Origin of the sequence: Duganella sp. sic0402, assembly GCF_019219065.1 — a bacterium.
GTDB lineage: Bacteria > Pseudomonadota > Gammaproteobacteria > Burkholderiales > Burkholderiaceae_D > Rugamonas.
Genome location: NZ_JAHUWK010000002.1, coordinates 272,861 through 298,362, shown reverse-complemented (window position 1 = coordinate 298,362; position 25,502 = coordinate 272,861). Strand labels below are relative to the sequence as shown.

The window sequence follows — 25,502 nt, the reverse complement described above, 5'->3', positions numbered from 1 at the left end:
GTCTTCTTCTTTGGATGCCCGTATGCATCAACAAAACCACATCAACAGCATTACCGTCGTCGGTGGCGGCAGTGCCGGCTGGATGGCCGCCACGGCTCTGGCCACATACCTGGGTAAAGGCGCCAGCATCCGCCTGATTGAATCCGAAGAAATCGGTATTGTCGGCGTCGGCGAAGCCAGCGTTCCGCACATCCGGCTGTTCAACGGCCAGTGGCTGGGCATCGACGAGGCCGAATTCGTCAAGCGTACGCAGGGCACGATCAAGCTCGGCATTCAATTCAAGGACTGGGGCCGTATCGGCGACAGTTATATCCACGGTTTCGGCGCCATCGGCCGCTCGATGGGGCCGCTGCCGTTCCACCAGTTCTGGCTCAAGCTGTTCCAGTCCGGCCGCGCCGCGCCGATTGGCGCCTATACGCCGCAAACGGTGATGGCGCCGCAGGGGAAATTCGCGCCGCGCGACCACAATGCGGCGCCCGGTTCGCCGCTGGCCGACATCGCCTACGCCTACCATTTCGACGCCACGCTGTACGCGCGCTATCTGCGCGAACTGGCCGAGCAGCGCGGCGTGCAGCGCATCGAGGGCAAGATCACCAGCGTCCAGCAGCGCCCCGATGATGGCCATATCGCATCGGTAACGCTGGACAGCGGCCAGGTAGTCGATGGTGAACTGTTCATCGATTGCTCCGGCTTTCGCGGCCTGCTGATCGAGCAGACGCTGAAGACCGGTTATGTCGACTGGTCGCACTGGCTGCCGTGCGACAGCGCGCTGGCGGTGCCCAGCGCGAGTGTCGATCCGATCACGCCGTACACCCGCGCCAGCGCGCAGAAGGCGGGCTGGCAGTGGCGCATTCCGCTGCAGCACCGCACCGGCAACGGCTATGTGTATTCCAGCAAGCACATCAGCGACGATGAAGCCGCAACGACGCTGCTGGCCAATCTCGACAGCGAGGCGCTGGCTGAGCCGCGCCAATTGCGTTTCACCACCGGCATGCGCCGCAAGTTCTGGAACAAGAATGTGGTGGCGCTGGGCCTGGCCAGTGGCTTTCTCGAACCGCTGGAATCGACCAGCATCTATCTGGCGCAATCGGGCATCACCCGCTTGCTGAGCATGTTCCCGCAACGCGACTTCAATCCCTTGCTGGTGGAACGATACAACCAGGAATCCGCGTTTGAGTACGAGCGGGTGCGCGATTTCCTGATCTTGCATTACAAGGCCACCGAACGCAACGACACGCCGTTCTGGGACTATTGCCGCACGATGGCGATACCGGACAGCCTGCGCGATGCGATCGACCTGTTCCGCAGCAACGGCTGCTACTTCCGCAACGGCGACGATTTCTTCGCGCTGCCAAGCTGGGTGCAGGTGATGCTGGGGCAGGGCATCGTGCCGCAAAGCTACCATCCCATTGTTGATGAAATGCCTGAGTCCAAAATCATCGAGCAAGTGGAAGGCATGGAGCGCATGCTGGCGCATGCCGTCGCCGCCATGCCGACGCACCAGGAATGGATCAACCGCTACTGGAAGGCCGCGCCATGAGCGCGCTGCTGCGACTGCGCCTGCTGCTGGCGGCGCTCTGCATGGCGAGCCTGACCGGCTTCGCCACGGCGGCGCCGGAGCAGCTGGTCATTAACCAAGGCTGGACCTTCCGTGCACTGCCAGGCAATGCGCAACTGGGCGCACACCCGCAAGCGGCGTCGTGGCGCGCTGCCCAGGTGCCGGGCACCGTGCATACCGACCTGCTGGCCAACAAGCTGATCCCAGATCCTTACGTTGGCGCGCCCGAAGCGGGCCTGCAATGGATCGGCCTGGCCGACTGGGAATACCGCACCCATTTCGATGCACCTGCCTCGGTGCTGAAAAACAGCCGCAGCGATCTGGTGTTCGACGGCCTGGACACCTACGCCGAAGTCTGGCTCAACGGCGCACAGGTGCTGAGCGCTGATAACGCCTTCCGCACCTGGCGCGTGCCGGTGCAGGGCAAGCTGCGCGCCAAGGGCAACGAGCTACGCATTGTGCTGCGTTCACCGATCAGCAAGCTGCTGCCGCAGGTGCAGGCGATGCCGCACAAATTGGCCGGCAACTATCCGTCGCCCTACGGCGATGAGCCGAAAGATGCGATGACCGCCAACTTCGTGCGCAAGCCTGGTTATCACTACGGCTGGGACTGGGGGCCGCGCTACGTCACTGCCGGCATCTGGAAGCCGGTGATGCTGCAAAGCTGGGACGCGCTGCGCATCGACAATCTGCAGCTGCGCCAGGATCATGTGGATGAGGCGCGCGCCGACATCGTCGCCATCGTCTCGGCCGACGCCGTGCGCGATGGCGAATTCGCGCTGCGCCTGTGGCAGACTGCGCCGGACGGCAAGCGTTCGCTGGCCGCGCAGCAGCGCGCTGGCTTGCGTGCCGGCGGCAACCGCATCGCACTCCCGCTGCACATCGACCGTCCGCAACGCTGGTTCCCGAACGGCTACGGTGCGCAGCCGCTCTACCGCTATGAACTGGAATTCGCCGACGGCAAGACCGTGGTCGCCAAGGCCAGCGCGCGCACCGGCTTGCGCAGCGTCGAACTGCGCCGCGAGCCGGACGACAAGGGCCGTAGCTTCTACTTTGCCGTCAACGGCATTCCGGTGTTTGCCAAGGGCGCCAACACGATTCCGTTCGATATGTTCCAGCCACGGGTGAGCAAGGCGCAGTTGCGCGGTGTGCTGCAATCCGCGCGCGACGCCAATATGAATTTCCTGCGCAGCTGGGGGGGCGGCTATTACGAGAGCGACGATTTCTTCGACCTGGCCGATGAACTGGGTTTGCTGGTGTGGCAGGACTTCATGTTCGGCGGCGGCATGCAGCCGGCGTATGACGACGCTTTCCGCGCCAGCGTCATCGCCGAAGCGCGCGACAATGTGCGCCGCCTGCGCAACCACCCGAGCGTGGTGCTCTGGTGCGGCAACAACGAGGAAGAGATCGCCTGGAAGTATTGGGGACCGGGCCAGGAGCTGAGCAAGGCCGATCCGGCCTTCGCCGACAAAGTCTGGAAAGGCTACGTCCAGCTGTTCGGCGCCGACCTGCGCAAGGTGGTGGCGGAAGAGGGCGGCGGCATTGCCTACTGGGCCAGCTCGCCGGGCGACGATCTGGCCGAGGTGGCCAACACCCCGGCCAGCGGCGACATGCATTACTGGGAAGTGTGGGGCAACCCGGCGCATCCGCCATCGAAGTACCTGGAGATCACGCCGCGCTTCATGTCCGAATACGGCTTGCAGGCCTGGCCGGTGCAGCGCACGATAGACGCTTTCGCCAGGCGCGGCGAGCAGGGCATCGCCACGCCGGTGATCGAGGCGCACCAGAAGTTCCTCGCCGGTAAAGGCAACCAACGGCTGATGCAATACGTGGACTACGAATTCGGCGCCACCAAGGATTTTTCTGCCTTCGTTTATCTGAGCCAGGCTGCGCAGGCCGAGGGCATCGAACTGGCTGCGCTGCACCATCGCGCCAGCCGGCCGTTCACCATGGGTTCCCTGTATTGGCAGCTGAACGATGTGTGGCCGGGCGCCTCGTGGTCCAGCGTGGACTGGTATGGCCGCTGGAAGGCTTTGCACTTCCATGCGCGCCGCTTCTACGCACCGGTGGCGGTGGCCGCCTTGCGTACGCCGCAAGGCGCTACCTCAATCAGCCTGCTGAACGACCGCACGCACGCGGTACGCGGCGAACTGCGCCTGCGGCTGCTGAGCCTCGACGGCAAGCTGCTGCGCGATCAGCGCAAGCCTGTTGAACTGGCGCCGCTGTCGTCCGCCAAACTGGCCGACTATACCGACGCGGCTTTGCTGAGCGGCGCCGATCCGGCATCCACCGTCGCCGTGTTCGACCTGCAAGCCGAAGGCGAGCCCGCTTCGCGCGGCGTGGTGTATTTCCAGCCGGCCAAAGCCATGCGCTGGCCGGACGCCGGCCTGCATGCGCAACTGCGCGCCAATGGCAAAGGCTACACGCTGGATCTGGGCGCCGCCCAATTCGCCCGTGCCGTCTGGATCGATTTCGGCGCTGCCGACGCCGATGTTTCTGATAATGCACTGACACTGCTGCCGGGTGAAAGCGTGTCGCTGCATGTTTCATCCAGGGCCAGCCTGGCGACGCTGCGCAAGTCATTGCATGTGCGCTCACTGGCCGAGTATTATTAAAAAGGAGATCGTTTTCATGTCCGTATTCCCCCTCCCGTCGCGCGTGGCAGCCTGCACGCTGCTGGCCGTGCTGACGCTGCCGATGGGCGTCACGATGGCCGTGACCGCCGCGCCGCCCAACACCACCCCGGTCAATACCTTCATCGGCACCCAGGATGAGGGCAACACCTTCCCCGGCGCGTCCGCCCCGTTCGGGATGATCCAGGTCAGCCCGACCGGCGAGCACTACGCCGGCTGGCGCTACAGCGACAGCCGCATCCGTGGCTTCGGACACTCTTATCTGTCCGGCGCCGGCTGCTGGGAGCAGGGCGGGCAGCTGCAGGTGCTGCCGGTCACCGGCAAGATCGGCCCCGGCGGCGATTTCGACACCGCCAAGCCGGGCGGCTTCGATTACAAGAAATACGCGGCCGAGTACACGCACGAAGGCGAAGTTGGCCAGGCCGGCTATTACAAGGTGAAATTGACCAGCTACGGCGGCATCACCGCCGAGGCGACCGCGCTGACCCGCGCCGCCGCCGAGCGCTACACCTTTGCCGCCAATGCGGCCAGCGGCAACGTGCTGCTCAACGTCGGCCAGGCGAATGAACGCCATTCGGTGACCGGCAGCGAAGTCACCGTGGTGGACGACCGCACCGTCGAGGGCCAGATCACCACCAAGAGCTTCTGCGGCGGTGCGCAATACACCACCTGGTTCCGCATGCACTTTGATCAACCGTTCACAGCGCACGGCATCTGGGATGACCGGGGCGGACAGCTTGGCGCGAAAGGCCCGAGCCAGCAAGGCGAAGCCCGTCCGCACGGTGTCTGGCTGAGCTTCGACCTCAAGCAAGGCAAGGCCGTGACCGCAGTGAGCGCGATCTCGCACGTCGACATCGAAGGCGCACGCACCAACCTCAAGTCTGAAGGCATGGCGAACGGCCAGCCGCTGAGCTTTGACGCCATGCGTCAACAGGCACAAGCCGCCTGGCAGCGCGAGTTGAGCAGTGTACGCATCGAGGGCGGCAGCACCGACGACCGCACGGTGTTCTACACCGCCTTGTACCACGCCTTGCTGCAACCGCTGACCGGCAACGATGCCGACGGCCGCTATCGCGGTTACGACAATGCCATCCATAGCGCCAAGGACTGGACCTACTACGAGTTCTTCTCGCTGTGGGATACCTACCGCGCGCAGAACCAGCTGCTGGCGCTGCTGCGTCCGGAACGTGCGCGCGACATCGCTAATTCGGTGCTGAAGATCCGCGAGCAGGGCGGCTGGCTGCCGCGCTGGGGCTATGCCAACTTCGAGACCAATATCATGACCGGCGATCCGGTTACGCCGTTCCTGGTGGACCTGTGGCGCTATGGCGCGCTCAAGGGCCGTGAGGCCGAAGCTTACACCGCACTGCGCGAAAACGCCTTCGGCGTGCCGCCGCATGGCATCCGCGCGCAAGGCCGCGCCGGCAACCAGAGCTATCTGAGCCAGGGATTTGTGCAGTACGACCGCAGCTTCCCATCGAAAGGCATGGACGTCGATCCGCACCACGGCGCGTCTTCCACGCTGGAATACGCGGTTGGCGACGCCGCCTTGGCTACGATGGCCAAGGCGCTTGGCCACAACGACGACGCCAAATTGCTGGCCCAGCGCGGGCTGAACTGGCGCAAGGTCTGGGACCCGAAAGCCCAGGACAAGGCGACCGGCTTGAGCGGCTTCCCGCGTCCACGCCTGGCGGGCGGCGACTGGTTCGCCGACGTCGATGGCAGCTACGATCCACGCAGCGAGCGCGGCTTCCACGAAGGCACCGGTTGGCAGTATCAGTGGCTGGTGCGGCAGGATATCCCCGGCCTGGCCGAAGCGATGGGCGGGCCAGCCAAGGCGCTGCAACGCCTGGACCTGTTCTTCGATTACGACGCCTTGCAGGCCGACCCGCAAGTGGTGCGCAAATCGTGGGTGGTCGGTCCGTACAGCTACTACAGCCAGTTCCGCTACAACCCGAACAACGAGCCGGACCTGCATGCGCCATGGGTGTACACGCTGATGGGCCAGCCTTGGAAAACCACTACCGTGCTGCGCGCGGCCGAAACCTTGTTCGGCAACGGTCCGAGCGGCGTGACCGGCAACGACGACCTGGGCACGATGTCGGCCTGGTATCTGTTCAGCGCGCTGGGCCTGTATCCGGACACGCCGGGCAGCGGCCGATTCCTGCTGCACGCGCCGCGCTTCGCGCGTGCCGAAATCGATTTGCCGCAAGGCCGCCTGCTGCGCATCGAAGCGCCGGACGCCAAGCCGGGCGAGCGCCGCTTCGTGAAATCGGTCAGCTGGGGCAACCAGCCGGTATCGCGCGTGTGGCTGGACTGGGAGCAGTTGCAGGCCGGCGGCATCCTCGGCTACCGCCTGACGCCGCAAGCGGATACCGCAGGCTGGGGCACACGCGGCCGCGACTTGCCGCAGGTACCGGCTGGGCTGAAAAACTGATGTAAGTCAGCCCTGGGAGCGCATCAGCGCCCCAGGGCGACGCCGCTGAAATCAGCGCAAGGCGAAGAAGATAGAGAATGCTGCCGTCAGCGTGAGCACGCCGACCATGACGACGCCCCACTCAGGCACCAGCATTTTGCCGTCGTCAGCGTACGGCGGCAGCATTTTGTTGCTGAAGATTTCCCTGGTGCGCACGGCGCGCGCCCGGCCGAACGAGATGATGAAGATGACGAACCGTCCCAGGCTGTACATCAGCACTTCCATAAACAGGTAGAACGCGAACTCCGCGACGATCATCATGACGGCTCCCTTGTGGATGCCGCATCATAACTGGCCTGTTATTAGAATATCCTTAAAAATCGAAATGTTACAAACAGACACTATGTCTTACAGGTGCGCGCGGTAAATTCATGTAGAGTTCGGCTTGTCGTAAACTTAACCTGGAGCCCGTAATGCATATTATGAAAAAACTCGCCGCCGCCGCCGCTGTGTCCTTCGCGCTGGGTGCGCACGCCGCTCCAACGGAATCGCTGCCGACTACCGGCACGCTGGTCGTGGTGCCAGCCTACGGCGAAGTCAAGCACGCCAACGACCAGGCTGTGGTCACGCTGGCGGTGGAAGAACAGGATAAAGACAAGGCCGCCGCCGCGTCGCGCGTCAACCAGAAGATGAAGCAGGGCCTGGAGATCGTCAAGAAAGAAGACCCGAGCGCCAGCCTGAAAACCCAGGGCTATTACACCTATCCGGTGTATCCGGAAGAACGCGTGCTGCCGAACGGCCAGCCGGTCAAGCAGCGTGTGCCGACCGCATGGCGCGTGGGTCAGTATCTGGAAGTCACCACCACCAATCTGGACAAGCTGCCGAAAACCGTGGCCGCTGCGCAGAAGATTCTGACGCTGAACAACATCAACTTCGGCCTGACGCCGGAAACCACGCGCAAACTGGATGACCAGCGTATCGCCGCCACCTACAAGAACCTGAACGAGCGCATCGGCTCGATCGCCAACGCCATGGGCCGCAAGGTCGGCGACGCGGTGATCGACACCATCGACTTTGAAGGTTCGGGCAACTATACCGAGTCGCGTCCCGCCGCAGCGCCGATGATCATGATGCGCGCCAAGGCCGCCGACATGGCCGAAGTGGCCGAGCCTAGCTTCGAGCCGGGCGAAACCACGCTGCAAATGCAGGTCGTGGGCAAAGTACGCTTCAAATAAGCGAGTTGAGGTAGAGTTGCAGTTTTCCTAACTGGAGACTGCGATGAAATACCTTGCTGTTGCTGCCGCATTGCTGGCGTGCGCTGTGGCGCACGCCGATACTTTGCCGACCAATGGCGCGCTGGTGGTGGTGCCTGCCTTCGGCGAAGTAAAGCACGTCAACGATCAGGCCACCGCCACCTTGTCGGTCGAGGAAATCGACAAGGACAAAGCCGTTGCCGCCTCGCGCGTCAATCAGAAGATGAAGCAGGGGCTGGAAATCCTCAAGAAGGCCGATCCACAGGCCAGCCTGAAAACCCAGGGCTATTACACGTATCCGGTGTATCCGGAAGAAGCGCCGCCAATGCCGGGGCAGGTGCAGCAGCCGCGCAAGCCGCGCGTGCCAACCTCCTGGCGCGTCGGCCAGTCGGTGCAAGTGGTCACGTCCAATCTGGAAGCACTGCCGAAGACCGTGGCGGCCGCACAAAATGTGCTGGGCCTGAATAGCCTGCGCTTCGGCCTGACGCCGGAAACCACGCGCCAGCTGGAAGACCAGCGTATCGCCGCCATCTACCAGAATCTGAATGAACGCGTCAACGCGATCGCCAAGGCCATGGGCCGCAAGGTCAGCGACGCGGTGCTGGACACTGCCGACTTCGAGGGCTCGGGCAATTACGCCAACCGCGTTGAGGTGAGCGGTTCGCGCGTCATGGCCTATGCCAGCAATATTGCCCCGGCAGCGCCACCACCGGTAACCGAGCCGAGCTTCGAGCCGGGCGAAACCGTGCTGTCGATGCGCCTGGTCGCCAAGGTGCGCTTCAAGTAAGGACTAGGGCTGGACGCCGCGCGCCAGCAGGGTGTCCAGCTGCGCGAACAGCGTGGTGAATTGCGCGTTGGCGGTGCGGCAGTAGCGACAGGTCTGCAAATGTGCCGCCAGCGCATCCTGCTGCGCGCGGTCCAGCGGCTGGTCGCGCGCGCCGATGACCAGATAGGTCGTCTCGCGGCAGGTCAGTGGTTTGTTCATTCGAGTTCTCCCCATCCGCGCACGGCGCATTCGCGCAAGCGCATGCGGGCACGGTACAACGTCACACGTAGATTGCCGGCACTGATGGTGCAGCTTTCTTCAATTTCCTTCAATTCCATGCCCAGGTATTCGCGCATCAGGAACAGGCGCGAAGTTTCTTCGGGCAGGCGGTTCATGCAGATTTCGATGATATCGAGCAGCTGCTTTTCGGCCGCCTTGGTTTCGCCGCAGACGGTATCGACAAACACCTCCGGGTGCCAGGCGTCGTCGCTGGTGAACAGCTGATCGAACTCGCGCTCGTCCTCGGCTGCCAGCGCATCCGCAGCCGGCGCCGTGAAACGGCGGGCGCGGATGGCGTCGACAATCTTGTGGCGCAGGATGGCGGTAAGCCAGCTGCGCAGGCCGGCGCGGCCCTCGTAGCTGGCCCAAGCCTTGATCGCGCCCAGCAGCGTTTCCTGTACAGCGTCCTCGGCGTCGGCGGCCGAGGCCAGTTGCAGCCGCGCCAGGCGCAGCAGGAAGGGCCGCTCCTGCGCCAGCTGGCGCCACGGATCGCTCGCACTCATTGCGAGCGGCGTCCCAGCGAAATCGCGTAGGCTGGCGCGCGCGCCGCCAGGATCGGGTCGGCCGATGGGCTAATCGCGGCCGGCAGCGTCACCGGCATGAAGACGATGCCGTCGCAGCTTTGCGCGGCCAGCGTGTTCACCCGCAGCGTACCCAGGGCAATGCGGCCATTGCCCTGCCACGGCTGCGACGAGTCGATCAGCGAGTCGGCCGGCGCCGGCAATTGCGCGTAGATGGTGAACTCGACCGGCTTGGCTGCCAGGCGCTGCGTCAGTTCCGCCTCCAGGAAGTTGTCTGGCATGGTTTTTTCCTCCTCTTCGGTCAGGTAGCGTGTGCCGGCGGCGGGTTCGACCACGATGCGCGCGTGCTGCCTGGCGCCGCCAGTGCCTTCAAATACAAAGGCATTGGTGGAGAAGTAGGGCGTGGCGGCATACGAGGCCGGCGCGGCGTGCGCGGCCAGCAGGGCCGGCTGATTCTTGCCGTCCGGGTATTTGGTATTATGCGCCGCAAGCTTGGCGGGGTCCGGCTTTTTGGTGGCCGGATCGGGCACGCGGGCTTCCAGGAAGCTGACGAAGGAGGCTGGCGTGGCAGCAAAGAACACTGGTTCGGAGATCAGCAGCAGGTCGTAAGTTTCATTGCCGCCGGTCAGCCGCATCGACAGCCCGCGCACCGAGCGGCTTTTGTCGGACACGCCCGGATTGCCGCCGCCGATGGAAAAACGGATGGCCGCGTCCACTTTGGACTGGGAGAACAGCGGGCTGTTGGCGAATTTCGCCGCATCGCGCGCCGGGGTAAAGTCGCCGCTGGCGCAGAAGCCCTTGGCGTGCGAGGCGCGCTTGCCGGCATGCTTGCCGAAAGTGCCATTCAGCGCGTCAATCAGCGCGGCCGGGCCGGGTGTCTCCTGGGCGGTGGCGGAAATTTGTTGGTTGAGCAGCAGCAGGCTAGCGGCAAGGATGGCTGGTTTCACGTTGTTCTCCAAAGAGGTTGAGATAACGTTAAGTCGGTCCACTGCTCAGTTTGTTACAGGCTTTTTTGATGATGCATGGTAACAAGTCCTTTTTTATTGTCTCCTCCTCTATAATGACGGAGCAACACTACCTGATAAGAGAACGGATCGCCATGCCCAATTTTCCCCGCCGCCGCGCCAAGAATGCGGCCGTAGCCAAACTGCCCAAAACGTCGCGTTTCAGCCGTTTTGCGCGTCGCGCCCGCGGCGAGGACCTCGACCGGCCGCGCCACCGCGGCATTTACCTGCTGCCGAACGCCTTCACCACCGCCGCGCTGTTCTGCGGTTTCTACGCCATCGTCATGGCGATGAACCAGAAGTTCGAGCATGCAGCCTGGGCGATTTTTGTCGCCATGATCCTGGACGGTCTGGATGGCCGCGTCGCGCGCCTGACCAATACGCAGAGCGAATTCGGCGCGCAGTACGATTCGCTGTCGGACATGGTGTCGTTCGGCGCCGCGCCGGCGCTGGTGATGTATGAATGGTCGCTGCGCGGCCTGGGCAAGCTGGGCTGGATTGCCGCCTTCGTGTACTGCGCCGGCGCCGCACTGCGCCTGGCACGCTTCAACACCAATATCGAAGTGGTCGACAAGCGCTACTTCCAGGGCATGCCCTCGCCATCGGCCGCCGCGCTGATAGCCGGCTTCATCCTGATGATGCTGGACCTGGAAGTGTCTGGCCTGGACATGGGCTGGGTATCGTGGGGTATCGCCGTGTTTGCCGGCCTGACCATGGTCAGCAATGTGCCGTTCTACAGCTTCAAGGACGTGAACTTCCGCAAGCCGGTGCCATTTATCGGCGTGTTCCTGATCGCGCTGGGCTTGGCGGTGATCGCCATCAAACCGGCGGCGACGCTGTGGCCGCTGTTTGCGATTTACGGCGTATCGGGCTACGCGGTCGCTGCCTGGCGTGCGGCCAAGGGCAAGAAGGTCAGCCTGATCCAGACCGAGATGGACAGCGACGACCCGAGCGAACGGCACTAAACCTGGGGCGGTCGGCCCTGAGATTCAAGCAACGAAGCGCAACGCAGCCACGGAGCTATCATGAGCAACTCATCCAACCGCCTGATCATCTTCGACACCACCTTGCGCGACGGCGAGCAATCGCCGGGCGCGTCGATGACCAAGGACGAGAAAGTCCGCATCGCCAGGCAGCTGGAACGCTTGCGCGTTGATGTCATCGAAGCCGGCTTCGCGGCCGCCTCGCCGGGCGACTTCGAGTCTATCAAGGCCATCGCCACGGCGGTGCGCGAATCCACTATCTGCTCGCTGTCGCGCGCCAATGAGCGCGACATCGCCCGCGCCGCCGAAGCGCTGGCGCCGGCCGAGCGCAAACGCATCCACACGTTTATCGCCACCTCCAAGCTGCATATGGAGGCCAAGCTGCGCATGCTGCCGGAGCAGGTGCTGACGCAGGCGCGCAACGCGGTGCGCTTCGCCCGCCAGCATACCGACGATATCGAATTCAGCCCGGAAGACGGCAGCCGCTCGGACGAGGACTTCCTGTGCCGCGTGCTGGAAGGCGTGATCGAGGAGGGCGCGACCACCATCAATTTCCCCGACACGGTAGGCTATGCGGTGCCTGAGATGTTTGGCGCAACCATTCGCCGCCTGCGCGAACGCATTCCGAATTCCGACAAGGCCGTATGGTCGGTGCACTGCCATAACGACCTGGGACTGGCGGTGGCCAATTCGCTGGCCGGTGTGGTGATCGGCGGTGCGCGGCAGATCGAGTGCACCATCAATGGCCTCGGCGAGCGTGCCGGCAATACCGCGCTGGAGGAAGTGGTGATGGCGCTGCGTACGCGCGCCGGCTACTACCAGCTGGAGTGCGGCATCGACACGACGCAGATTGTGGCGGCGTCCAAGATGGTGTCGCAGATTACCGGCTTTGCGGTGCAGCCGAATAAAGCGGTGGTGGGCGCGAATGCGTTTGCCCATGCTTCCGGCATCCACCAGGATGGCATGCTGAAGTCGCGCGAAACCTACGAGATCATGCGCGCCGAGGATGTCGGCTGGACCGCGACCAAGATCGTGCTGGGCAAGCTGTCCGGCCGCAACGCCTTCAAGCAGCGCTTGCAGGAGCTGGGCATCGAGCTGGAATCCGAAGCAGAGGTCAACGCGGCATTCGCACGCTTCAAGGAGCTGGCTGACCGCAAGGCGGATATCTTTGACGAAGATATCCTGGCGCTGGTGTCGGACGAGCAGCAGTCGCAGGAGAGCGAGTTCTATCGCTTTGTGTCGCTGGAGCAGCGTTCCGCCAGCGGCGAGACGCCAAGCGCGAAGATCGTGTTCAGCATCGAAGGCGAGGAGCATGTCAGCGAAGGGCGGGGCGATGGCCCGGTTGACGCCACCGTCAACGCCATCGAGGGAGAGGTGGGCAGCGGCGCGGAGCTGGTGCTGTTCTCGGTGAACGCCATCAGCACCGGCACCCAGTCGCAAGGCGAGGTGACGATGCGCTTGTCGAAGGAGGGCCGCATCGTCAATGGCGTCGGTGCGGACCCGGATATTATCGTGGCGTCAGCGAAGGCGTATCTGTCTGCGCTGAACAAGCTGCATTCAAAAATTGAGCGAGTGAATCCGCAACCATGAGTGAGCATTTTGATGTTGTAGCGCTGGGTGAGGCGATGGTCGAGTTTAACCAGGCCGAATCCAGCGAACCGCTGTACCGCCGGGGCTTTGGCGGCGATACCTCCAACGCGGTGATTGCCGCCAGCCGCCAGGGTGCGCGCGTGGCCTACCTGAGCCGCGTCGGCGAAGACCATTTTGGCCGCATGCTGCTGGACCTGTGGCAGTCGGAGGGCGTGGATGTCAGCGCGGTGGCGCGCGATCCGCAAGCGCCAACCGGTTTGTACTTTGTGAATCACGGCCCGAACGGGCATGCCTTCAGCTATTTGCGTGCCGGCTCGGCAGCCAGCCGCATGCAGCCGCAGACCATGGACTTGAGCGCGACGGCGCGCACGCGCTGGCTGCATGTGTCGGGCATCTCGCAGGCCATTTCGGCCGGCGCCTGCGACACCGTGTTCGCCGCGATTGACACCACGCGCGCGGCCGGCGGCAAAGTAAGCTTCGATCCGAATCTGCGCCTGTCCTTGTGGCCATTGGCGCGGGCCCGCGCGACCATCGCCGCAACCATCGCCATGACCGATCTGTTCCTGCCCAGCCTGGACGAGGCAGTGGCGCTGGCCGGCACCGACGACGTGCCGGCGATCTTTGCCTGGGCGCGCGCGCATGGCGCCGATACGGTGGTGCTGAAAGCCGGACCATCCGGCGCCTGGTACGCCGAGCCGGGCACGGAGCCGCAACTGGCGGCGTCGCGCGTGGTGCAGGCGGTGGACGCCACCGGCGCCGGCGACTGCTTCGATGGCTCGCTGCTGGCGCGCTTGGCGGCAGGTGACGCGCTGGCAGACGCAGTGCGCTATGCGAATGCAGCCGCTGGTCTGTCCACCTTGGGCCACGGCGCGGTCGCGCCGATTCCCACGGCGGCGCAGGTACGCGCCGCGCTGGGCTGATACTTCGTTCCAGGCCGAAGCATACGCGCAGCCTGATGGCTATCCTGATGTTTTCAACAGGAGGCTTCAATGGCTGTCACTTGCTTTATCCGTTACGAGATCGATCCATTCCAGCGCGAGGCGTTCAAGCAGTACGCCGAAAACTGGCACCGCATCATTCCGCGCCTGGGCGGACGCCTGCTCGGCTACTTCCTGCCGCTCGAAGGCAGCAATTACGAAGCGTGGGGACTGGTCGGCTTCGGCTCGCTGGCCGAGTACGAAGCCTATCGCGCCCGCTTGCGCGCGGATGCGGATGCGGTGGAGAACTTTGCCTACGCGCAGCGCGAGCGTTTCATCCTGCGTGAAGAACGCACCTTCCTGGCACAGGTGGCGCTGTGATCCGGCTGGAGGCTGCCGGCGCACCAACGCTGGCCTTGTACCACCGTCCCGCATCGGCCGACGTGGGCGATGTCATCTACGTGCACGGTTCGACGTTTGGTGCTGAGCTGTCGGTGCTGTATCCGCTGGATGGCCGCTCATGGGCGGACGCCCTGTGCGAGGCGGGCTTCAACGTATGGGCTTTCGACTTCGCCGGCTACGGTGCGTCCGACCGCTATCCGCACGATGCGGCACAGCCGGTGGGCGACCTGGCGCAAGTGCTGCCGCAGTTGCAGCGCGTGGTTGCCGCCATCCGCGCCCGCAACCACGGCCGCCGCGTCAGCTTGCTGGCGCATTCGTGGGGCGGCACGGTGGCGCTGCGTTATGCCTCTGAGCATCCGCACGACCTGGCATCGCTCACATTGTTCGCGCCGATACTCTCCCGTGACGCCGGCGCAGCGCCACCGGCGCCGGCGGCATCGCATCTGCTGCTGTCCGCATGGGCGCAATACCGCCGCTTTACTGAAGACGTGCCGGCAGGTGCAGCGCAGCCGCTGTCAGAGGCGCACTTCCAGGCATGGAGCACAGCCTTTCTCGCCACCGATCCCGATGCCAGCACGCGCTTGCCGCCAGCCGTGCTGTCGCCAGCAGGGCCGCAATCCGATGTGCGCGCACTGCGCAGCGGCCAGCCGCTGTACGATGCTGCTGCCATCGCCACGCCAACCCTGCTGGTGCGCGGCGAATGGGACAGCGCCTGCGATGCGGCGGATATGGACCGCTTACAGGCCTTGCTGGCAAACGCCAGGCAGTCCACCATTCCCGGCGCGACGCACCTGATGCATCTGGAAGCTGCGCGAGGCCTGCTTTACAATACCGTCAACACGTTTTTATCGAGAGGCGTCACATGATCGCGGTAATTTTTGAAGTGACGCCCAGCGCCGATGGCCGCGCCGAATACCTGGAGCGCGCGGCGCAACTGGCGCCCTTGCTGGCCGGGGTGGACGGCTTTATCTCGGTCGAGCGCTTCACCAGCATCAGCACGCCGGGCAAGATGCTGTCGCTGTCCTTCTGGCGTGACGAAGCTTCGCTGCAGGTGTGGCGGCAGCAGCAGGAACATCGCGCTGCGCAGCGGGCAGGGCGTGATGGCGTGTTCGACGACTATCGGCTGCGGGTCGCTTCCGTCATCCGCGACTATGGCATGAGTGACCGGGCGCAAGCGCCGGCTGGCGCGCTGGCATGAACACCGCGCAGCCGCGCTTCGCGCGCGTGGCCGCAGCCATCGGCGACCCGACGCGGGCGTTGATGCTGTCGCGACTTCTGGATGGCCGTTTCTACACCGCCACCGAACTGGCGCAGCACGCCGGCGTGGCCGCGCCTACGGCCTCGCAGCACCTGAAGCTGCTGGTGGATGAAGGCTTGGCCCGGGTGCGTGCGCAAGGTCGCCATCGCTACTACATGCTCGCCGATGGCAACGTGGCGCACGCGCTGGAAGCGCTGCTGCGTGTGGCGGACGGCGCGCTGCCCGAAACCACGCGCTGGAAAGCGCCGGCCATGCGCGGCCTGCGCCACGCGCGCAGCTGCTACGGCCATCTGGCCGGTGTGCTGGGCGTAGACTTGTGCAACTGCTTTGTTGAAAACGGCTGGGTGGAAGGTGATGTCAACGACTACGCGCTAACCGCAGATGGCGCCGCGCGCCTGCGCGGCCTCGGCATCGTGCTGAACGAAGGCCCACGCCAGCTGTACGGCTGCGTCGACTGGTCCGAACGCCGCGACCACTTCGCCGGCCCGCTGGCGGTGGCGCTATTGGACAACTTCATCGAGCGCGGCTGGCTGCGCCGCAACGACGACAGCCGTGCGCTGCAAGTCTCTGCCTGCGGCGCGAGGGCCCTGGCTGACTTGTTTATTTGAGCAAGCCGTCCCGCGAGGGATCATGCAGACGCTTGAGCAGGGCCAGCGCCGCAGGATAGTTCTGCTGCGCCGACTTGGCCAGCCAGTCGCGCGCCTCGTCGTTGGTATCTTTGCTTCCTTGCTCCAGCAGCACCCTGGCCAGGTAATACTGGCTGCGAGGCTTGCCTTGTTCGGCCGCCTTGCGGAACCAGTATAGCGCCTGTTCGGGATTGCCCGGATTGTCGCCTTCGGGGATCAGGCTCAAGGCCAGCTTTTCCTGCGCGTTGGCATGGCCTTGTTCGGCGTTTCGCTGCAACGATGTCTGCGGCTCCCATGCGTAGGAGATCAAGGCCCAGACCTCTTGCTCCTGCGGGGCGAAGGTGCAACTGGCAATGTGGTTCATCGAGGCGGCATCCAGCTGTGGATTGCCGCTGGACTTGTGGATGAGGGTTTCGCGCACCTTGCCGTCCTTGCCCAGTCTTAGCTTGACCGTCAGCGCGCCTTGCGCTCCGGGCGGCAGCACCGGCTTGACGCAGTCGTTGAGACCGATGCGTGGCTGGTCGGCGGCGCTGGCGTAAAGGTGGGTGGCGGCGATGAGCGCCGCCAGCGCGGCAAGGTATTTGTTCATATCGGCACATTCAACAAGGAATGTGCCAATTTAACATGCTTGCCGATTTAGAAGCGAACTTTGACATAGGCGGCCGGGCCGTGCAGACGCACGTTCAGGTCGCTATTGTCGCGGTTGCGGTTCAGGCTGATTTTGTGGGCGGTGTATTCTGCCACTACGCCAACGGCCTTGGTCGGATACCACTCAACGCCCAGCGCGCCGCCGTAGATGTGGCCTTCGATGCTGCCGCCGTTTTTCTTGATGCCGGAAGCGTCCGCGTAGAGGCGCACATTGTCCGACACTTGTTGGCGCCAGCCCAGTTCCAGCAGCGGCGCGTAGGCGTGTTCTTTTTCCTTGTAGTCGCCGCTGCCGGCCACGCCGTTCAGCACGCCGCTGGCGGTGCCCTTGATGCTAGCCGAGTAGTAGGCGGCGCCGACGCCCACGCCGAAGACGCTGTTGCCGCTGCCGATCCACCATTTATAGGCCAGATTGGCCAGATCCAGCTTCAGCTTGGCGTTCAGCTGGCCATTGCCAGTCAGCGGCAGGCCGTTGATATTGGTCGCGCCGCTCAGCGACGGATTGTAGTTCTTGTCATAGCGGTAGTAGTCGAAGTCCAGGCCCTGCGAATCGCCGATCAACAGCGAGGCTTTCACGCGTGGCAGGGTGACGTGGTCCAGCTCGTAGCTGCCGGTGTCGATGCGGCCGTAGTTGGTGTCGCCCTGGTAGTCGATTTTTGGCTCGGTATAGAAAGCGCCGACCGACAGGCTGGCGCGGTCCAGCGCTGGCGAAGGTTCGGCCCAGCACAAGGCGCTGGCGGTGGTCAGGGCCAGCAGGGAAGCGGCGTAAATGGCGTGGCGGGCTGGGGGCGTACGTAAAGACATGGGTTCTCCATAGGTTGCAATGTTGATGGGAAAATAATAGCAACCACGGCCAGCCAAACACGTCGGCGCACGCCCATAGTGCGCGTGGGAATCATCCTACTCTAGCGGCGACGGTTTTCGCGTTCCTCGTCCGGACCGTTGACCAGAGCCGTTACCACGCCTTGCCGGTTGAATTCCACCGACATCATCGAGTTCCACACATCCTGTTCCTTGTAGCGGTACAGCCACACATCGCCATCGACGCTGGCATAGTGGGTCACCTGCGTCGGCCGGCCAAGGATGGTCAGCACGGTTTGCTGGTTGTCGCGGCCGGGCTTGATGGTGGCGAATTTCTCGCCGCTCAGCACCTGTTCGTAGGAAATCAGCCGGCCGTCGGCGCCCAGGCGCGCCATCCAGGTGTACTGGCCCATCGGGCCGGTGGCGTATTCCAGCAGCGTGGCGTCGCCGCTGTGGTAGATATTGGTCGGCTGGCCGAGGCGGGTGCGGACTGCCTCGGCGCTGTCGCCCGGCTGCGGTGGCGGGGCGCCGAAATGGGCGCAGCCGGCCAGCGTGAAGGAGAATATTGCAAAAATGCCCAGGCGTTTCATCGCGGATTTCCTGAAAAAGAGCATACACGGCTGACATTTTCCGTTATACTCGCGGGTCTGGTCTTTCCGACCAGGCTTTATTGTAACTTCACGGTGGGCAGGGTTACGACTCCGCGCACCGCATGTTAAAGGTAAATATCATGACCGTAGAAAACATCAACAAAGCAGCGATCATCGCTGACAACGCCCGTGGCCAAAAAGACACCGGCTCCCCAGAAGTGCAAGTTGCACTGCTGACCGCCCGTATCAACGAACTGAACGGCCACTTCAAAGAGCACAGCAAGGATCACCACTCGCGTCGTGGCCTGATCAAGATGGTTAACCGTCGTAAGAGCCTGCTGTCCTACCTGAAGGACAAAGACGCTACCCGTTACCGCGATCTGATCGCTAAACTGGGTCTGCGTAAGTAATTTTTGCGCCGTCTGGCTTAAGTCGAAATGCCTGCGTCAGTTTGCTGTCGCGGGCATTTTGTCTTTCTAGGTATTAAAAAATTGCCAAGTAGAACGTAGTTGTAAAGTTGTAGCAAAGGTGGCTTGTAGCATGGGCTGCCTGTGGTGAGGTGAACGACAGCCCCTGAAAATCTGTCGGCAAATAGAAAGGGATTACCCATGTTTAATAAAGTTACGAAAACCTTCCAGTACGGTCAACATACCGTCACGCTGGAAACCGGCGAAATCGCTCGCCAGGCTTCCGGCGCGGTGATGGTGTCGATTGAAGACACCGTCATTCTGGCTACCGTGGTGGCGCGTAAAGACGCGAAACCAGGCCAGGACTTCTTCCCGCTGACCGTCGACTATCTGGAGAAAACCTATGCTGCGGGTAAAATCCCTGGCGGTTTCTTCAAGCGCGAAGGTCGTCCTTCGGAAAAAGAAACGCTGACATCCCGCCTGATCGACCGTCCTATCCGTCCGCTGTTCCCGGAAGGCTACCTGAATGAAGTGCAAGTGGTCATTCACGTTCTGTCGGTCAACCCAGAAATCGATCCAGACATCGCCTCGATGATCGGTGCTTCGGCTGCGCTGTGCGTGTCGGGCGTGCCGTTCAATGGTCCGATCGGCGCCGCCCGCGTGGGTTACGCCAACGGCCAGTACATCCTGAATCCTACCGTTGAACAACTGAAGACCTCGCAGATGGATCTGGTGGTTGCCGGTACCGAAACCGCCGTGCTGATGGTGGAATCGGAAGCGCAGCAACTGTCGGAAGAAATCATGCTGGGCGCCGTGGTCTATGGCCACACCCAGATGAAGGCTGTGATCGATGCGATTCACGACCTGGTGCGTGACGGCGGCAAGCCGGAAATCGAATGGGTCGCTCCAGCCAAGAACGAAGCGCTGATCGCACGCGTGGCGCATTTCGCCGGCGAGAAAATCGCTGCTGCCTACCAGACCAAAGACAAGCAGGAACGCACCGGCAAGCTGAAATCGGCTTTCAGCGAAGTGCTGGCTGACCTGTCGGCCGAAGCTGCTGCAGCTGGCGCCGCGCCAATCGACGCCGCTGAAGTCGGCAACATCCTGTTCGACATCGAAGCCAAGATCGTCCGTTCGCAGATCCTGGAAGGCGAACCACGCATCGACGGCCGCGACACCCGCACCGTGCGTCCAATCTCGATCCGTACCTCGGTGCTGCCACGTACCCACGGTTCGGCACTGTTCACCCGTGGTGAAACCCAGGCACTGGTCGTAGCGACCCTGGGCACCGCCCGTGATTCGCAGAAGATCGACGCGCTGATGGGCGAGTTCACCGACCCGTTCATGCTGCACTACAATATGCCTCCGTTCGCTACCGGCGAAACCGGCCGCGTCGGCACGCCTAAGCGCCGCGAAATCGGCCACGGCCGTCTGGCCAAGCGCGCGCTGATCGCTGCGCTGCCATCGCAGGAAGAGTTCAGCTACTCGGTGCGTCTGGTATCGGAAATCACCGAATCGAACGGTTCGTCGTCGATGGCTTCGGTCTGCGGCGGCTGCCTGGCGCTGATGGATGCCGGCGTGCCGATGAAAGAGCACGTGGCAGGTATCGCCATGGGCCTGATCAAGGAAGGCGGCCGTTTCGCCGTGCTGTCCGACATTCTGGGTGACGAAGATCACCTGGGCGACATGGACTTCAAAGTAGCCGGCACCCGCAACGGTATCACCGCGCTGCAGATGGACATCAAGATCCAGGGCATCACCAAGGAAATCATGCAAGTGGCGCTGGCGCAAGCCAAAGAAGGCCGCGAGCACATCCTGGGCGAAATGCAAAAGGCCGTGCCAACCGTGAAGACCGAGCTGTCGGACTTCGCACCACGCCTGATCACCATCAAGATCAACCCAGAGAAGATCCGTGACGTGATCGGCAAAGGCGGCGCCGTGATTCGCGCGCTGACCGAAGAGACCGGCACCCAGATCGACATCAGCGACGAAGGCGTGGTCACCATCGCTTCGGTTGACGCTGCTGCCGGCCAGGAAGCCAAGCGCCGCATCGAAGAGCTGACCGCATCGGTTGAAGTAGGCAAGTCCTACGACGGCGTTGTGCTGAAGCTGCTGGACTTCGGCGCCATCGTTCAGGTCATGCCAGGCAAAGACGGCCTGCTGCACATCTCGCAGATCGCCAACGAGCGCGTCAACGCCGTTGCCGACTACCTGAAAGAAGGCCAGGCAGTACGCGTCAAGGTTCTGGAAACCGACGACCGCGGCCGCCTGAAACTGTCGATGAAAGCCGCTGCGGAAGAAGCTGCCGCCGCTGCCGCCAACGCGCAGTAAGCTGAGCTAGCCTCACCAAGAGCCGCCGGGCGCGCAAGCCCCGGCGGCTTTTTTATTGTTCTTTGATGTACCCCCAGCTTCAATTGAAATTTCATTGTGACGGCGGCTTGACAGGTCTAGCATGGGTCGACCTCGGCGGCCAAGCTGTCGGGTTGCCGGCAGCTCAGAATTTCCGCGCCTTACATACAGCGACAAAGATTTCGCCCCTTTCGTCAACTACCTTGGCCGACGCTCTGCAATGACTTTGCTCGCCTGAAGCGATGTTGAAGAATGGCTGTTTCACTTTATCCGACACCAGCCCGTGGACCTTGGTCCAGGCACTGGCGTCGGATTTTTATCCCGATTACTTGCCGTCGTAGGTGACGCGGAAGATGCGGCCGGCGTAGTCGTCGGAGATCAGCAGCGAGCCGTCGGCCAGCGTCACCACATCCACCGGACGGCCAACCACTTCGTCACCGCGCAGGAAGCCGTCGATGAAGCTGGTGTCGCTGACCATCTTGTTGCCGTACAGTGTGATCAGGCGAACGTTGTAGCCGATCTTGGTCGAGCGGTTCCACGAGCCGTGTTCGGCGACGAAGATGTTGTTGCGATACGCTTCAGGGAATTGTTTGCCGGTGTAGAAGCTCAAGCCCAGCGGCGCGACGTGCGGCCCCAGCTTGGCGACTGGCTCGACAAACTCTTCACAAGTGCGGCCCTGGCCGAATTTCGGGTCCGGCACCACGCCGCCATGGCAGTAGGGGAAGCCGAAGTGCTGGCCGAACTTGGTCAGCACGTTCAGCTCGCACGATGGGGTGTTGTCGCCCATCTCGTCGCGGCCATTGTCGGTGAACCACAGCTGCTTGGTGGTTGGATGGAAAGCGAAGCCCACGGTGTTGCGCACGCCGCGCGCGATTTCTTCCAGCTGGCTGCCGTCGGCATTCATGCGGTAGATTTTGGCGCTCTTGGTATCATCGGTGTCGCAGATATTGCATGGCGCGCCGACTGGGATGATCAGCTTGCCGTCCGGGCTGGCCTTGATGACTTTTTCGCCGTGCCATTTGTCGTTGGGCAGGCTGACTTTCACCACTTCATACGATGGCTTCTGCGCGTAGCGCTTGTCGATATTGTCAAAGCGGATCACGCGGCTGATTTCGCCGACGTACAGCGCCCCATTCAGCAGCGTTACGCCGATGGGATTTTCCAGGCCTTCGGCAACCGTCACCACCTCGGCAGTCTGCTTATCCGCGCGCGGCACCAGTGCGTACACCTTGCCGGCCTTGCGTGAGCCGACGTAGACGATGCCGCTGTCCGACACCGCCATGCTGCGCGCTGTGTTCGCGCCTTCGGCGTAGACGCTGATGCGGAAGCCTTTCGGCAGCGTGAAGCCGCTCAGCAGGTCAGATGCTACAGGTTTGACTGGCGCAGCGGCAGAAGCCGGAGCCGCCGCCAGCTTCTTGTTGGCGTTGGCGGCGATGTAGTCGGCCAGCAGCGCAATCTGTGACGTGCTCAGGGCAGGCGACCACGCCGGCATATTCTTTTCCGGCACACCCTTGCTGATGACTTTGATCAGATTGGCCTTGGTCGGCTCACCGTGCAGCCAGGCGTGCTGGCCCAGTGTCGGGCCGATTGCGCCTTCCATTTTGGCGCCATGGCAGACGGCGCAATTGGCTTGATAGAGTTGCTGGGCGTTGAGGGCCGGCGCGGCGGTGGCGGCAAAGGAAGCGAACGCCATGCCGATGGCGGCGGCTTGCAGAGCGGTCTTGTACATTGTGAGGTGTCCCCTGGTGAATGATGGCGCCATTGTACAGTCAGCGCAGGGGAGTGAGGCGGTGCTGTGGCCGCCTCAAAAGCATCAGCCGGCGGCGCTGTTGCGCAGGCGTGGCAGGGCCGGGACGCGTGCTGCGGCTTGCGGCGCGCGCGCCTTGGCCAGCGAGGACACGCTGGCAGACGAAGTGGCGCCGTCCAGCTTGAATACGCTAACCAACTGCGCCAGATGTGTCGACTGGCCTTGCAGCGATTCTGCCGCTGCCGCAGCTTCCTCCACCAATGCGGCGTTCTGCTGCGTCACGCCATCCATCTCGCCGATGGCCTGGTTGATCTGCTCGATGCCGGCTTCCTGTTCCTGGCTGGCGCTGGCAATCTGTTCCATGATGTCGCTGACGCTGCGCACGCTGTTGACGATTTCCGTCATGGTATTGCCGGCCTGGTCCACCAAGGCTGCACCGCTTTCGATTTTCTCCACCGAGTCGCTGATCAGCTCCTTGATGTCCTTGGCGGCGCTGGCCGAGCGCTGCGCCAGGTTGCGGACTTCCGACGCCACCACGGCAAAGCCGCGGCCTTGTTCGCCGGCGCGGGCTGCCTCCACCGCTGCATTCAGCGCCAGGATATTGGTCTGGAAGGCGATGCCATCAATGACGCCGATGATGTCCACCACGCGCTTGGACGAGGTGCTGATCGATTCCATGGTGGTCACCACTTCCGCCACCACGCCGCCGCCGCGCACGGCCACGTCGGAGGCGGTGGCTGCCAGCTTGTTGGCCTGGCGTGCGTAGTCGGTGTTCTGTTTGACGGTCGAGGTCAGTTCTTCCATCGACGACGCGGTTTCTTCCAGCGAGCTGGCTTGCTGCTCGGTGCGCGACGACAGGTCCATATTGCCGCTGGCGATTTCGTCCGAGGCGGTGGCGACGGCTTCGGTGGTGGTGCGCACTTCGCCAACGATGGAGGCCAGGCGGTCGCGCATGGCGGCGATGCTGTACAGCAGGCTGGAGTTGTCGTTGGCTGCGAGGTCCACGCGCACGGTCAGGTCGCCGGCGGCGATGCGGTCGGTGATGCCTGCGGCGTAGCTCGGCTCGCCGCCCAGTTGTTTGAGCACGGAGCGGGTGATTAGCCAGCCCAGCAGTACGGCCACGGCAACCGATACGACGGCCAGCACTGCCGACAAGGAAATGCCGGCCACGCTGCGGTCATGCACGGCCTTGCCGGTTTCATCGATGGCGGCGCGCTGGCGTTCAGCGACGGCGCCGATGGCGGCGAGATAGCGGTCGCAGGCGGGCACGAACAGATCGCGGATGCGCTGGTTGGTCAGTTCGGCGTTGCCGCTATCGCGCGCTTCCAGCACGCTCTTGCGGGCGGCCTGATAGGTGTCGCGCTCGTTCAGAGCCTTGGCGTACAGTTCCTTGGCGCGCGGATCAACCAGGCGCTCGTTCAGCAGTTTTTGCACTTCGGCGTTGCGCTGGATGGCGCTGGACAGCCCGTCATCAAAATACTTGCGGTCTTCTGGATTGCTCAGGCGCGCAGACGCTTGGGCGCGTTGGATATTGCTCTGGATGCTGGCTTGCCATTCGGTTACCAGGCGTTCGGTTTGCAGTTGCTGTTCCAGCAGGTTATCGGTGTCTTCGGTGATGCTGCGCATCGTGACCGAGCTGCCGATGGCGATCACCATTAGCAGTACCAGGCACGCGCCAAAGCCGATGGCCAGGCGGTTACCCACTCTCATTTTGGCAAAATTCATAGGTTTCCTTGATAGTCAAATGCGGTGGATAAAAATTATCTCAATAACAATATGTATTGTGATTGGGCAATTTTAGCACTGATTTGAAAAAATGTGCTTCGTGGAAATACCTATGGTGCGCGGTATAAGTCTTTGTAAGATAAGCGAAGTTAGAGAATATTGGCGGTGAGATGGCGTCGTTCAGATTTACTTTTATTTACAAAGTGACGTGGCTTGGGTAGGCTGGAGGGATGACTTCCATTATTGATTTCGATGTGCCGTTCGACGGCCATACGCTCAAGGCCGACCACTATGTCGGCCGCGACAGCAATCGTATCCTGTACCTGCACGGGGCTGGCGCCAGCACGCGCCGTGGGCACCATATGCTGCGTTCGGCCTTGCAGCAGTGCGGGCTGGGCAGTATATGTTTTGATGCGATCGGCCACGGCGACACGGGCGGCACGCTATCGGAATCATCAATCGCCAGTCGCACGCGGCAGGCGCAGGCTGTGCTGGCGGCGCGTGCGATGCCGGAGCCGTTGGCGATCGTCGGGTCCAGCATGGGCGCCTACAACGCGATCCGTCTGACGGAGCACCACAAGGTTGATGCGCTGGTGCTGATCGTGCCCGGCGTGTACACGCCATCGGCTTACGAAGTGCCGTTCGGTCCCGGCTTTTCAACCGTGATCCGCCGCGAGCGCAGCTGGGCCGATAGCGACGCCTGGCACATCCTGTCGCGCTTTGAAGGAAGGTTGCTGGTCCTCCATGCCGAGCACGACGCCACCATCCCGCTGGAAATCTCCGACCGCCTGTTCGGCGCAGCGACACGCGCGCAATCACGCCAGCTATGCATCGTGCAAGGCGCCGAACACAATCGGCTGTGGGCGCTGCTAAAAGAAACCCCAGCCGACTTCGACGCTGCGCTGGATATGGTGGTGGAGGTTGTGAATGGCGGAAGGCAGTAGGAGTCGAACTTACGAGGGAGCGGCTGACGCCCCCCACCGGGTTTGAAGCCCGGCCCCATCACCGGATGAGTATGCCTTCCTTTTGATT

General features: G+C 63.0%; 24 protein-coding genes and 1 tRNA gene. 15 read left to right on the top strand and 10 right to left on the bottom strand.

Annotated features, from left to right (window positions below):
- Positions 1 to 22: 22 nt before the first annotated feature.
- The 3 genes from KW842_RS06910 to KW842_RS06900 are packed head-to-tail and all read left to right on the top strand — an operon-like array spanning position 23 to position 6,628.
- Entirely contained in the window at positions 23 to 1,540 is a 1,518-nt protein-coding gene (locus KW842_RS06910; RefSeq protein ID WP_218303358.1) for a tryptophan halogenase family protein, read from the top strand.
- A complete protein-coding gene (locus KW842_RS06905; protein ID WP_218303357.1) occupies positions 1,507 to 4,173 on the top strand; it encodes a glycoside hydrolase family 2 protein in 2,667 nt (888 codons plus the stop codon). Before KW842_RS06910 ends, KW842_RS06905 begins: the two co-directional genes overlap by 34 nt.
- Before the next feature lie 16 nt (positions 4,174 to 4,189).
- Positions 4,190 to 6,628 (top strand): GH92 family glycosyl hydrolase, encoded by a 2,439-nt coding sequence (locus KW842_RS06900; protein WP_218303356.1) that lies wholly within the window; start codon positions 4,190 to 4,192, stop codon positions 6,626 to 6,628.
- Between the two features lie 51 nt (positions 6,629 to 6,679).
- Here the strand turns inward: KW842_RS06900 and KW842_RS06895 are convergent, their stop codons facing one another.
- A complete protein-coding gene (locus KW842_RS06895; protein WP_218303355.1) occupies positions 6,680 to 6,928 on the bottom strand; it encodes a hypothetical protein in 249 nt (82 codons plus the stop codon).
- Positions 6,929 to 7,080: 152 nt separating this feature from the next.
- Between KW842_RS06895 and KW842_RS06890 the strand changes: the two genes are divergently transcribed.
- Positions 7,081 to 7,842 carry an SIMPL domain-containing protein gene (locus tag KW842_RS06890; protein ID WP_218303354.1) on the top strand — a complete coding sequence of 254 codons (762 nt, stop codon included), beginning with the start codon at positions 7,081 to 7,083 and terminating at the stop codon, positions 7,840 to 7,842.
- Positions 7,843 to 7,885: 43 nt separating this feature from the next.
- Positions 7,886 to 8,647: an SIMPL domain-containing protein gene (locus KW842_RS06885; protein WP_218303353.1), complete on the top strand. Its 762-nt coding sequence runs from the start codon at positions 7,886 to 7,888 to the stop codon at positions 8,645 to 8,647.
- A gap of 3 nt (positions 8,648 to 8,650) precedes the next feature.
- Here KW842_RS06885 and KW842_RS06880 read toward each other — a convergent pair whose 3' ends face one another.
- The 3 genes from KW842_RS06880 to KW842_RS06870 are packed head-to-tail and all read right to left on the bottom strand — an operon-like array spanning position 8,651 to position 10,373.
- The gene (locus tag KW842_RS06880; RefSeq protein ID WP_218303352.1) at positions 8,651 to 8,845 is read right to left on the bottom strand and encodes a zf-HC2 domain-containing protein; all 195 of its coding nucleotides are present in this window, start codon (positions 8,843 to 8,845) and stop codon (positions 8,651 to 8,653) included.
- Positions 8,842 to 9,408 carry a sigma-70 family RNA polymerase sigma factor gene (locus KW842_RS06875; protein WP_218303351.1) on the bottom strand — a complete coding sequence of 189 codons (567 nt, stop codon included), beginning with the start codon at positions 9,406 to 9,408 and terminating at the stop codon, positions 8,842 to 8,844. The genes KW842_RS06880 and KW842_RS06875 overlap by 4 nt, the downstream gene beginning before the upstream one ends.
- The gene (locus KW842_RS06870; RefSeq protein WP_218303350.1) at positions 9,405 to 10,373 is read right to left on the bottom strand and encodes a catalase; all 969 of its coding nucleotides are present in this window, start codon (positions 10,371 to 10,373) and stop codon (positions 9,405 to 9,407) included. The genes KW842_RS06875 and KW842_RS06870 overlap by 4 nt, the downstream gene beginning before the upstream one ends.
- 152 nt (positions 10,374 to 10,525) lie before the next feature.
- Here KW842_RS06870 and pssA point away from each other — a divergent pair, with 152 nt between their 5' ends.
- The 7 genes from pssA (at position 10,526) to KW842_RS06835 (ending at position 16,188) form a co-directional block, all read left to right on the top strand.
- Entirely contained in the window at positions 10,526 to 11,395 is an 870-nt protein-coding gene (gene pssA, locus KW842_RS06865) for a CDP-diacylglycerol--serine O-phosphatidyltransferase (RefSeq protein WP_218303349.1), read from the top strand.
- 60 nt (positions 11,396 to 11,455) lie between these two features.
- Positions 11,456 to 13,003, top strand: a complete 1,548-nt coding sequence (locus KW842_RS06860) for a 2-isopropylmalate synthase (RefSeq protein WP_218303348.1) — start codon at positions 11,456 to 11,458, stop codon at positions 13,001 to 13,003.
- Complete coding sequence (locus KW842_RS06855; protein ID WP_218303347.1) at positions 13,000 to 13,923, top strand: sugar kinase; 924 nt, start codon at positions 13,000 to 13,002, stop codon at positions 13,921 to 13,923. The genes KW842_RS06860 and KW842_RS06855 overlap by 4 nt, the downstream gene beginning before the upstream one ends.
- A 69-nt stretch (positions 13,924 to 13,992) precedes the next feature.
- Positions 13,993 to 14,301, top strand: a complete 309-nt coding sequence (locus KW842_RS06850) for an NIPSNAP family protein (RefSeq protein WP_218303346.1) — start codon at positions 13,993 to 13,995, stop codon at positions 14,299 to 14,301.
- Positions 14,298 to 15,188, top strand: a complete 891-nt coding sequence (locus KW842_RS06845; protein WP_218303345.1) for an alpha/beta hydrolase — start codon at positions 14,298 to 14,300, stop codon at positions 15,186 to 15,188. Before KW842_RS06850 ends, KW842_RS06845 begins: the two co-directional genes overlap by 4 nt.
- Complete coding sequence (locus KW842_RS06840) at positions 15,185 to 15,520, top strand: antibiotic biosynthesis monooxygenase (RefSeq protein WP_218303344.1); 336 nt, start codon at positions 15,185 to 15,187, stop codon at positions 15,518 to 15,520. Before KW842_RS06845 ends, KW842_RS06840 begins: the two co-directional genes overlap by 4 nt.
- Entirely contained in the window at positions 15,517 to 16,188 is a 672-nt protein-coding gene (locus tag KW842_RS06835) for a helix-turn-helix transcriptional regulator (protein WP_218303343.1), read from the top strand. The genes KW842_RS06840 and KW842_RS06835 overlap by 4 nt, the downstream gene beginning before the upstream one ends.
- Here the strand turns inward: KW842_RS06835 and KW842_RS06830 are convergent.
- From KW842_RS06830 to bamE, 3 genes are all read right to left on the bottom strand, one after another.
- Complete coding sequence (locus KW842_RS06830) at positions 16,181 to 16,795, bottom strand: energy transducer TonB (RefSeq protein ID WP_218303342.1); 615 nt, start codon at positions 16,793 to 16,795, stop codon at positions 16,181 to 16,183. The genes KW842_RS06835 and KW842_RS06830 overlap by 8 nt on opposite strands.
- A gap of 47 nt (positions 16,796 to 16,842) precedes the next feature.
- Positions 16,843 to 17,655 carry a hypothetical protein gene (locus KW842_RS06825; RefSeq protein ID WP_218303341.1) on the bottom strand — a complete coding sequence of 271 codons (813 nt, stop codon included), beginning with the start codon at positions 17,653 to 17,655 and terminating at the stop codon, positions 16,843 to 16,845.
- Between the two features lie 101 nt (positions 17,656 to 17,756).
- Positions 17,757 to 18,242, bottom strand: coding sequence for an outer membrane protein assembly factor BamE (bamE, locus tag KW842_RS06820; protein WP_218303340.1), 486 nt, complete (start codon positions 18,240 to 18,242; stop codon positions 17,757 to 17,759).
- Positions 18,243 to 18,382: 140 nt separating this feature from the next.
- Between bamE and rpsO the strand changes: the two genes are divergently transcribed.
- Entirely contained in the window at positions 18,383 to 18,652 is a 270-nt protein-coding gene (rpsO, locus tag KW842_RS06815) for a 30S ribosomal protein S15 (RefSeq protein WP_218303339.1), read from the top strand.
- Between the two features lie 198 nt (positions 18,653 to 18,850).
- Entirely contained in the window at positions 18,851 to 20,980 is a 2,130-nt protein-coding gene (pnp, locus tag KW842_RS06810) for a polyribonucleotide nucleotidyltransferase (protein ID WP_218303338.1), read from the top strand.
- A gap of 343 nt (positions 20,981 to 21,323) precedes the next feature.
- Here the strand turns inward: pnp and KW842_RS06805 are convergent, their stop codons facing one another.
- Together KW842_RS06805 and KW842_RS27705 are read right to left on the bottom strand one after the other, a co-directional pair.
- A complete protein-coding gene (locus tag KW842_RS06805; RefSeq protein ID WP_229223543.1) occupies positions 21,324 to 22,727 on the bottom strand; it encodes a PQQ-dependent sugar dehydrogenase in 1,404 nt (467 codons plus the stop codon).
- An 84-nt stretch (positions 22,728 to 22,811) separates the two neighbouring features.
- Positions 22,812 to 24,470 carry a methyl-accepting chemotaxis protein gene (locus KW842_RS27705; protein ID WP_218303337.1) on the bottom strand — a complete coding sequence of 553 codons (1,659 nt, stop codon included), beginning with the start codon at positions 24,468 to 24,470 and terminating at the stop codon, positions 22,812 to 22,814.
- 230 nt (positions 24,471 to 24,700) lie between these two features.
- On the opposite strand from KW842_RS27705, the gene KW842_RS06795 reads away from it, so the two are divergent.
- A complete protein-coding gene (locus KW842_RS06795; protein ID WP_218303336.1) occupies positions 24,701 to 25,414 on the top strand; it encodes an alpha/beta hydrolase in 714 nt (237 codons plus the stop codon).
- Here the strand turns inward: KW842_RS06795 and KW842_RS06790 are convergent.
- Positions 25,399 to 25,494: transfer RNA gene (locus tag KW842_RS06790), tRNA-Sec, on the bottom strand. The two genes, KW842_RS06795 and KW842_RS06790, sit on opposite strands and share 16 nt — an antisense overlap.
- Between the last annotated feature and the right edge of the window lie 8 nt (positions 25,495 to 25,502).

Bases quoted from the DNA above. Each gene is read 5' to 3' on its own strand.
- KW842_RS06910 (WP_218303358.1), top strand. From the start codon at position 23: ATGCATCAACAAAACCACATCAACAGCATTACCGTCGTCGGTGGCGGC.
- KW842_RS06905 (WP_218303357.1), top strand. From the start codon at position 1,507: ATGGATCAACCGCTACTGGAAGGCCGCGCCATGAGCGCGCTGCTGCGA.
- KW842_RS06900 (WP_218303356.1), top strand. From the start codon at position 4,190: ATGTCCGTATTCCCCCTCCCGTCGCGCGTGGCAGCCTGCACGCTGCTG.
- KW842_RS06895 (WP_218303355.1), bottom strand. From the start codon at position 6,928: ATGATGATCGTCGCGGAGTTCGCGTTCTACCTGTTTATGGAAGTGCTG.
- KW842_RS06890 (WP_218303354.1), top strand. From the start codon at position 7,081: ATGCATATTATGAAAAAACTCGCCGCCGCCGCCGCTGTGTCCTTCGCG.
- KW842_RS06885 (WP_218303353.1), top strand. From the start codon at position 7,886: ATGAAATACCTTGCTGTTGCTGCCGCATTGCTGGCGTGCGCTGTGGCG.
- KW842_RS06880 (WP_218303352.1), bottom strand. From the start codon at position 8,845: ATGAACAAACCACTGACCTGCCGCGAGACGACCTATCTGGTCATCGGC.
- KW842_RS06875 (WP_218303351.1), bottom strand. From the start codon at position 9,408: ATGAGTGCGAGCGATCCGTGGCGCCAGCTGGCGCAGGAGCGGCCCTTC.
- pssA (WP_218303349.1), top strand. From the start codon at position 10,526: ATGCCCAATTTTCCCCGCCGCCGCGCCAAGAATGCGGCCGTAGCCAAA.
- KW842_RS06860 (WP_218303348.1), top strand. From the start codon at position 11,456: ATGAGCAACTCATCCAACCGCCTGATCATCTTCGACACCACCTTGCGC.
- KW842_RS06855 (WP_218303347.1), top strand. From the start codon at position 13,000: ATGAGTGAGCATTTTGATGTTGTAGCGCTGGGTGAGGCGATGGTCGAG.
- KW842_RS06850 (WP_218303346.1), top strand. From the start codon at position 13,993: ATGGCTGTCACTTGCTTTATCCGTTACGAGATCGATCCATTCCAGCGC.
- KW842_RS06840 (WP_218303344.1), top strand. From the start codon at position 15,185: ATGATCGCGGTAATTTTTGAAGTGACGCCCAGCGCCGATGGCCGCGCC.
- KW842_RS06835 (WP_218303343.1), top strand. From the start codon at position 15,517: ATGAACACCGCGCAGCCGCGCTTCGCGCGCGTGGCCGCAGCCATCGGC.
- KW842_RS06830 (WP_218303342.1), bottom strand. From the start codon at position 16,795: ATGAACAAATACCTTGCCGCGCTGGCGGCGCTCATCGCCGCCACCCAC.
- KW842_RS06825 (WP_218303341.1), bottom strand. From the start codon at position 17,655: ATGTCTTTACGTACGCCCCCAGCCCGCCACGCCATTTACGCCGCTTCC.
- bamE (WP_218303340.1), bottom strand. From the start codon at position 18,242: ATGAAACGCCTGGGCATTTTTGCAATATTCTCCTTCACGCTGGCCGGC.
- rpsO (WP_218303339.1), top strand. From the start codon at position 18,383: ATGACCGTAGAAAACATCAACAAAGCAGCGATCATCGCTGACAACGCC.
- pnp (WP_218303338.1), top strand. From the start codon at position 18,851: ATGTTTAATAAAGTTACGAAAACCTTCCAGTACGGTCAACATACCGTC.
- KW842_RS06805 (WP_229223543.1), bottom strand. From the start codon at position 22,727: ATGTACAAGACCGCTCTGCAAGCCGCCGCCATCGGCATGGCGTTCGCT.
- KW842_RS27705 (WP_218303337.1), bottom strand. From the start codon at position 24,470: ATGAATTTTGCCAAAATGAGAGTGGGTAACCGCCTGGCCATCGGCTTT.
- KW842_RS06795 (WP_218303336.1), top strand. From the start codon at position 24,701: ATGACTTCCATTATTGATTTCGATGTGCCGTTCGACGGCCATACGCTC.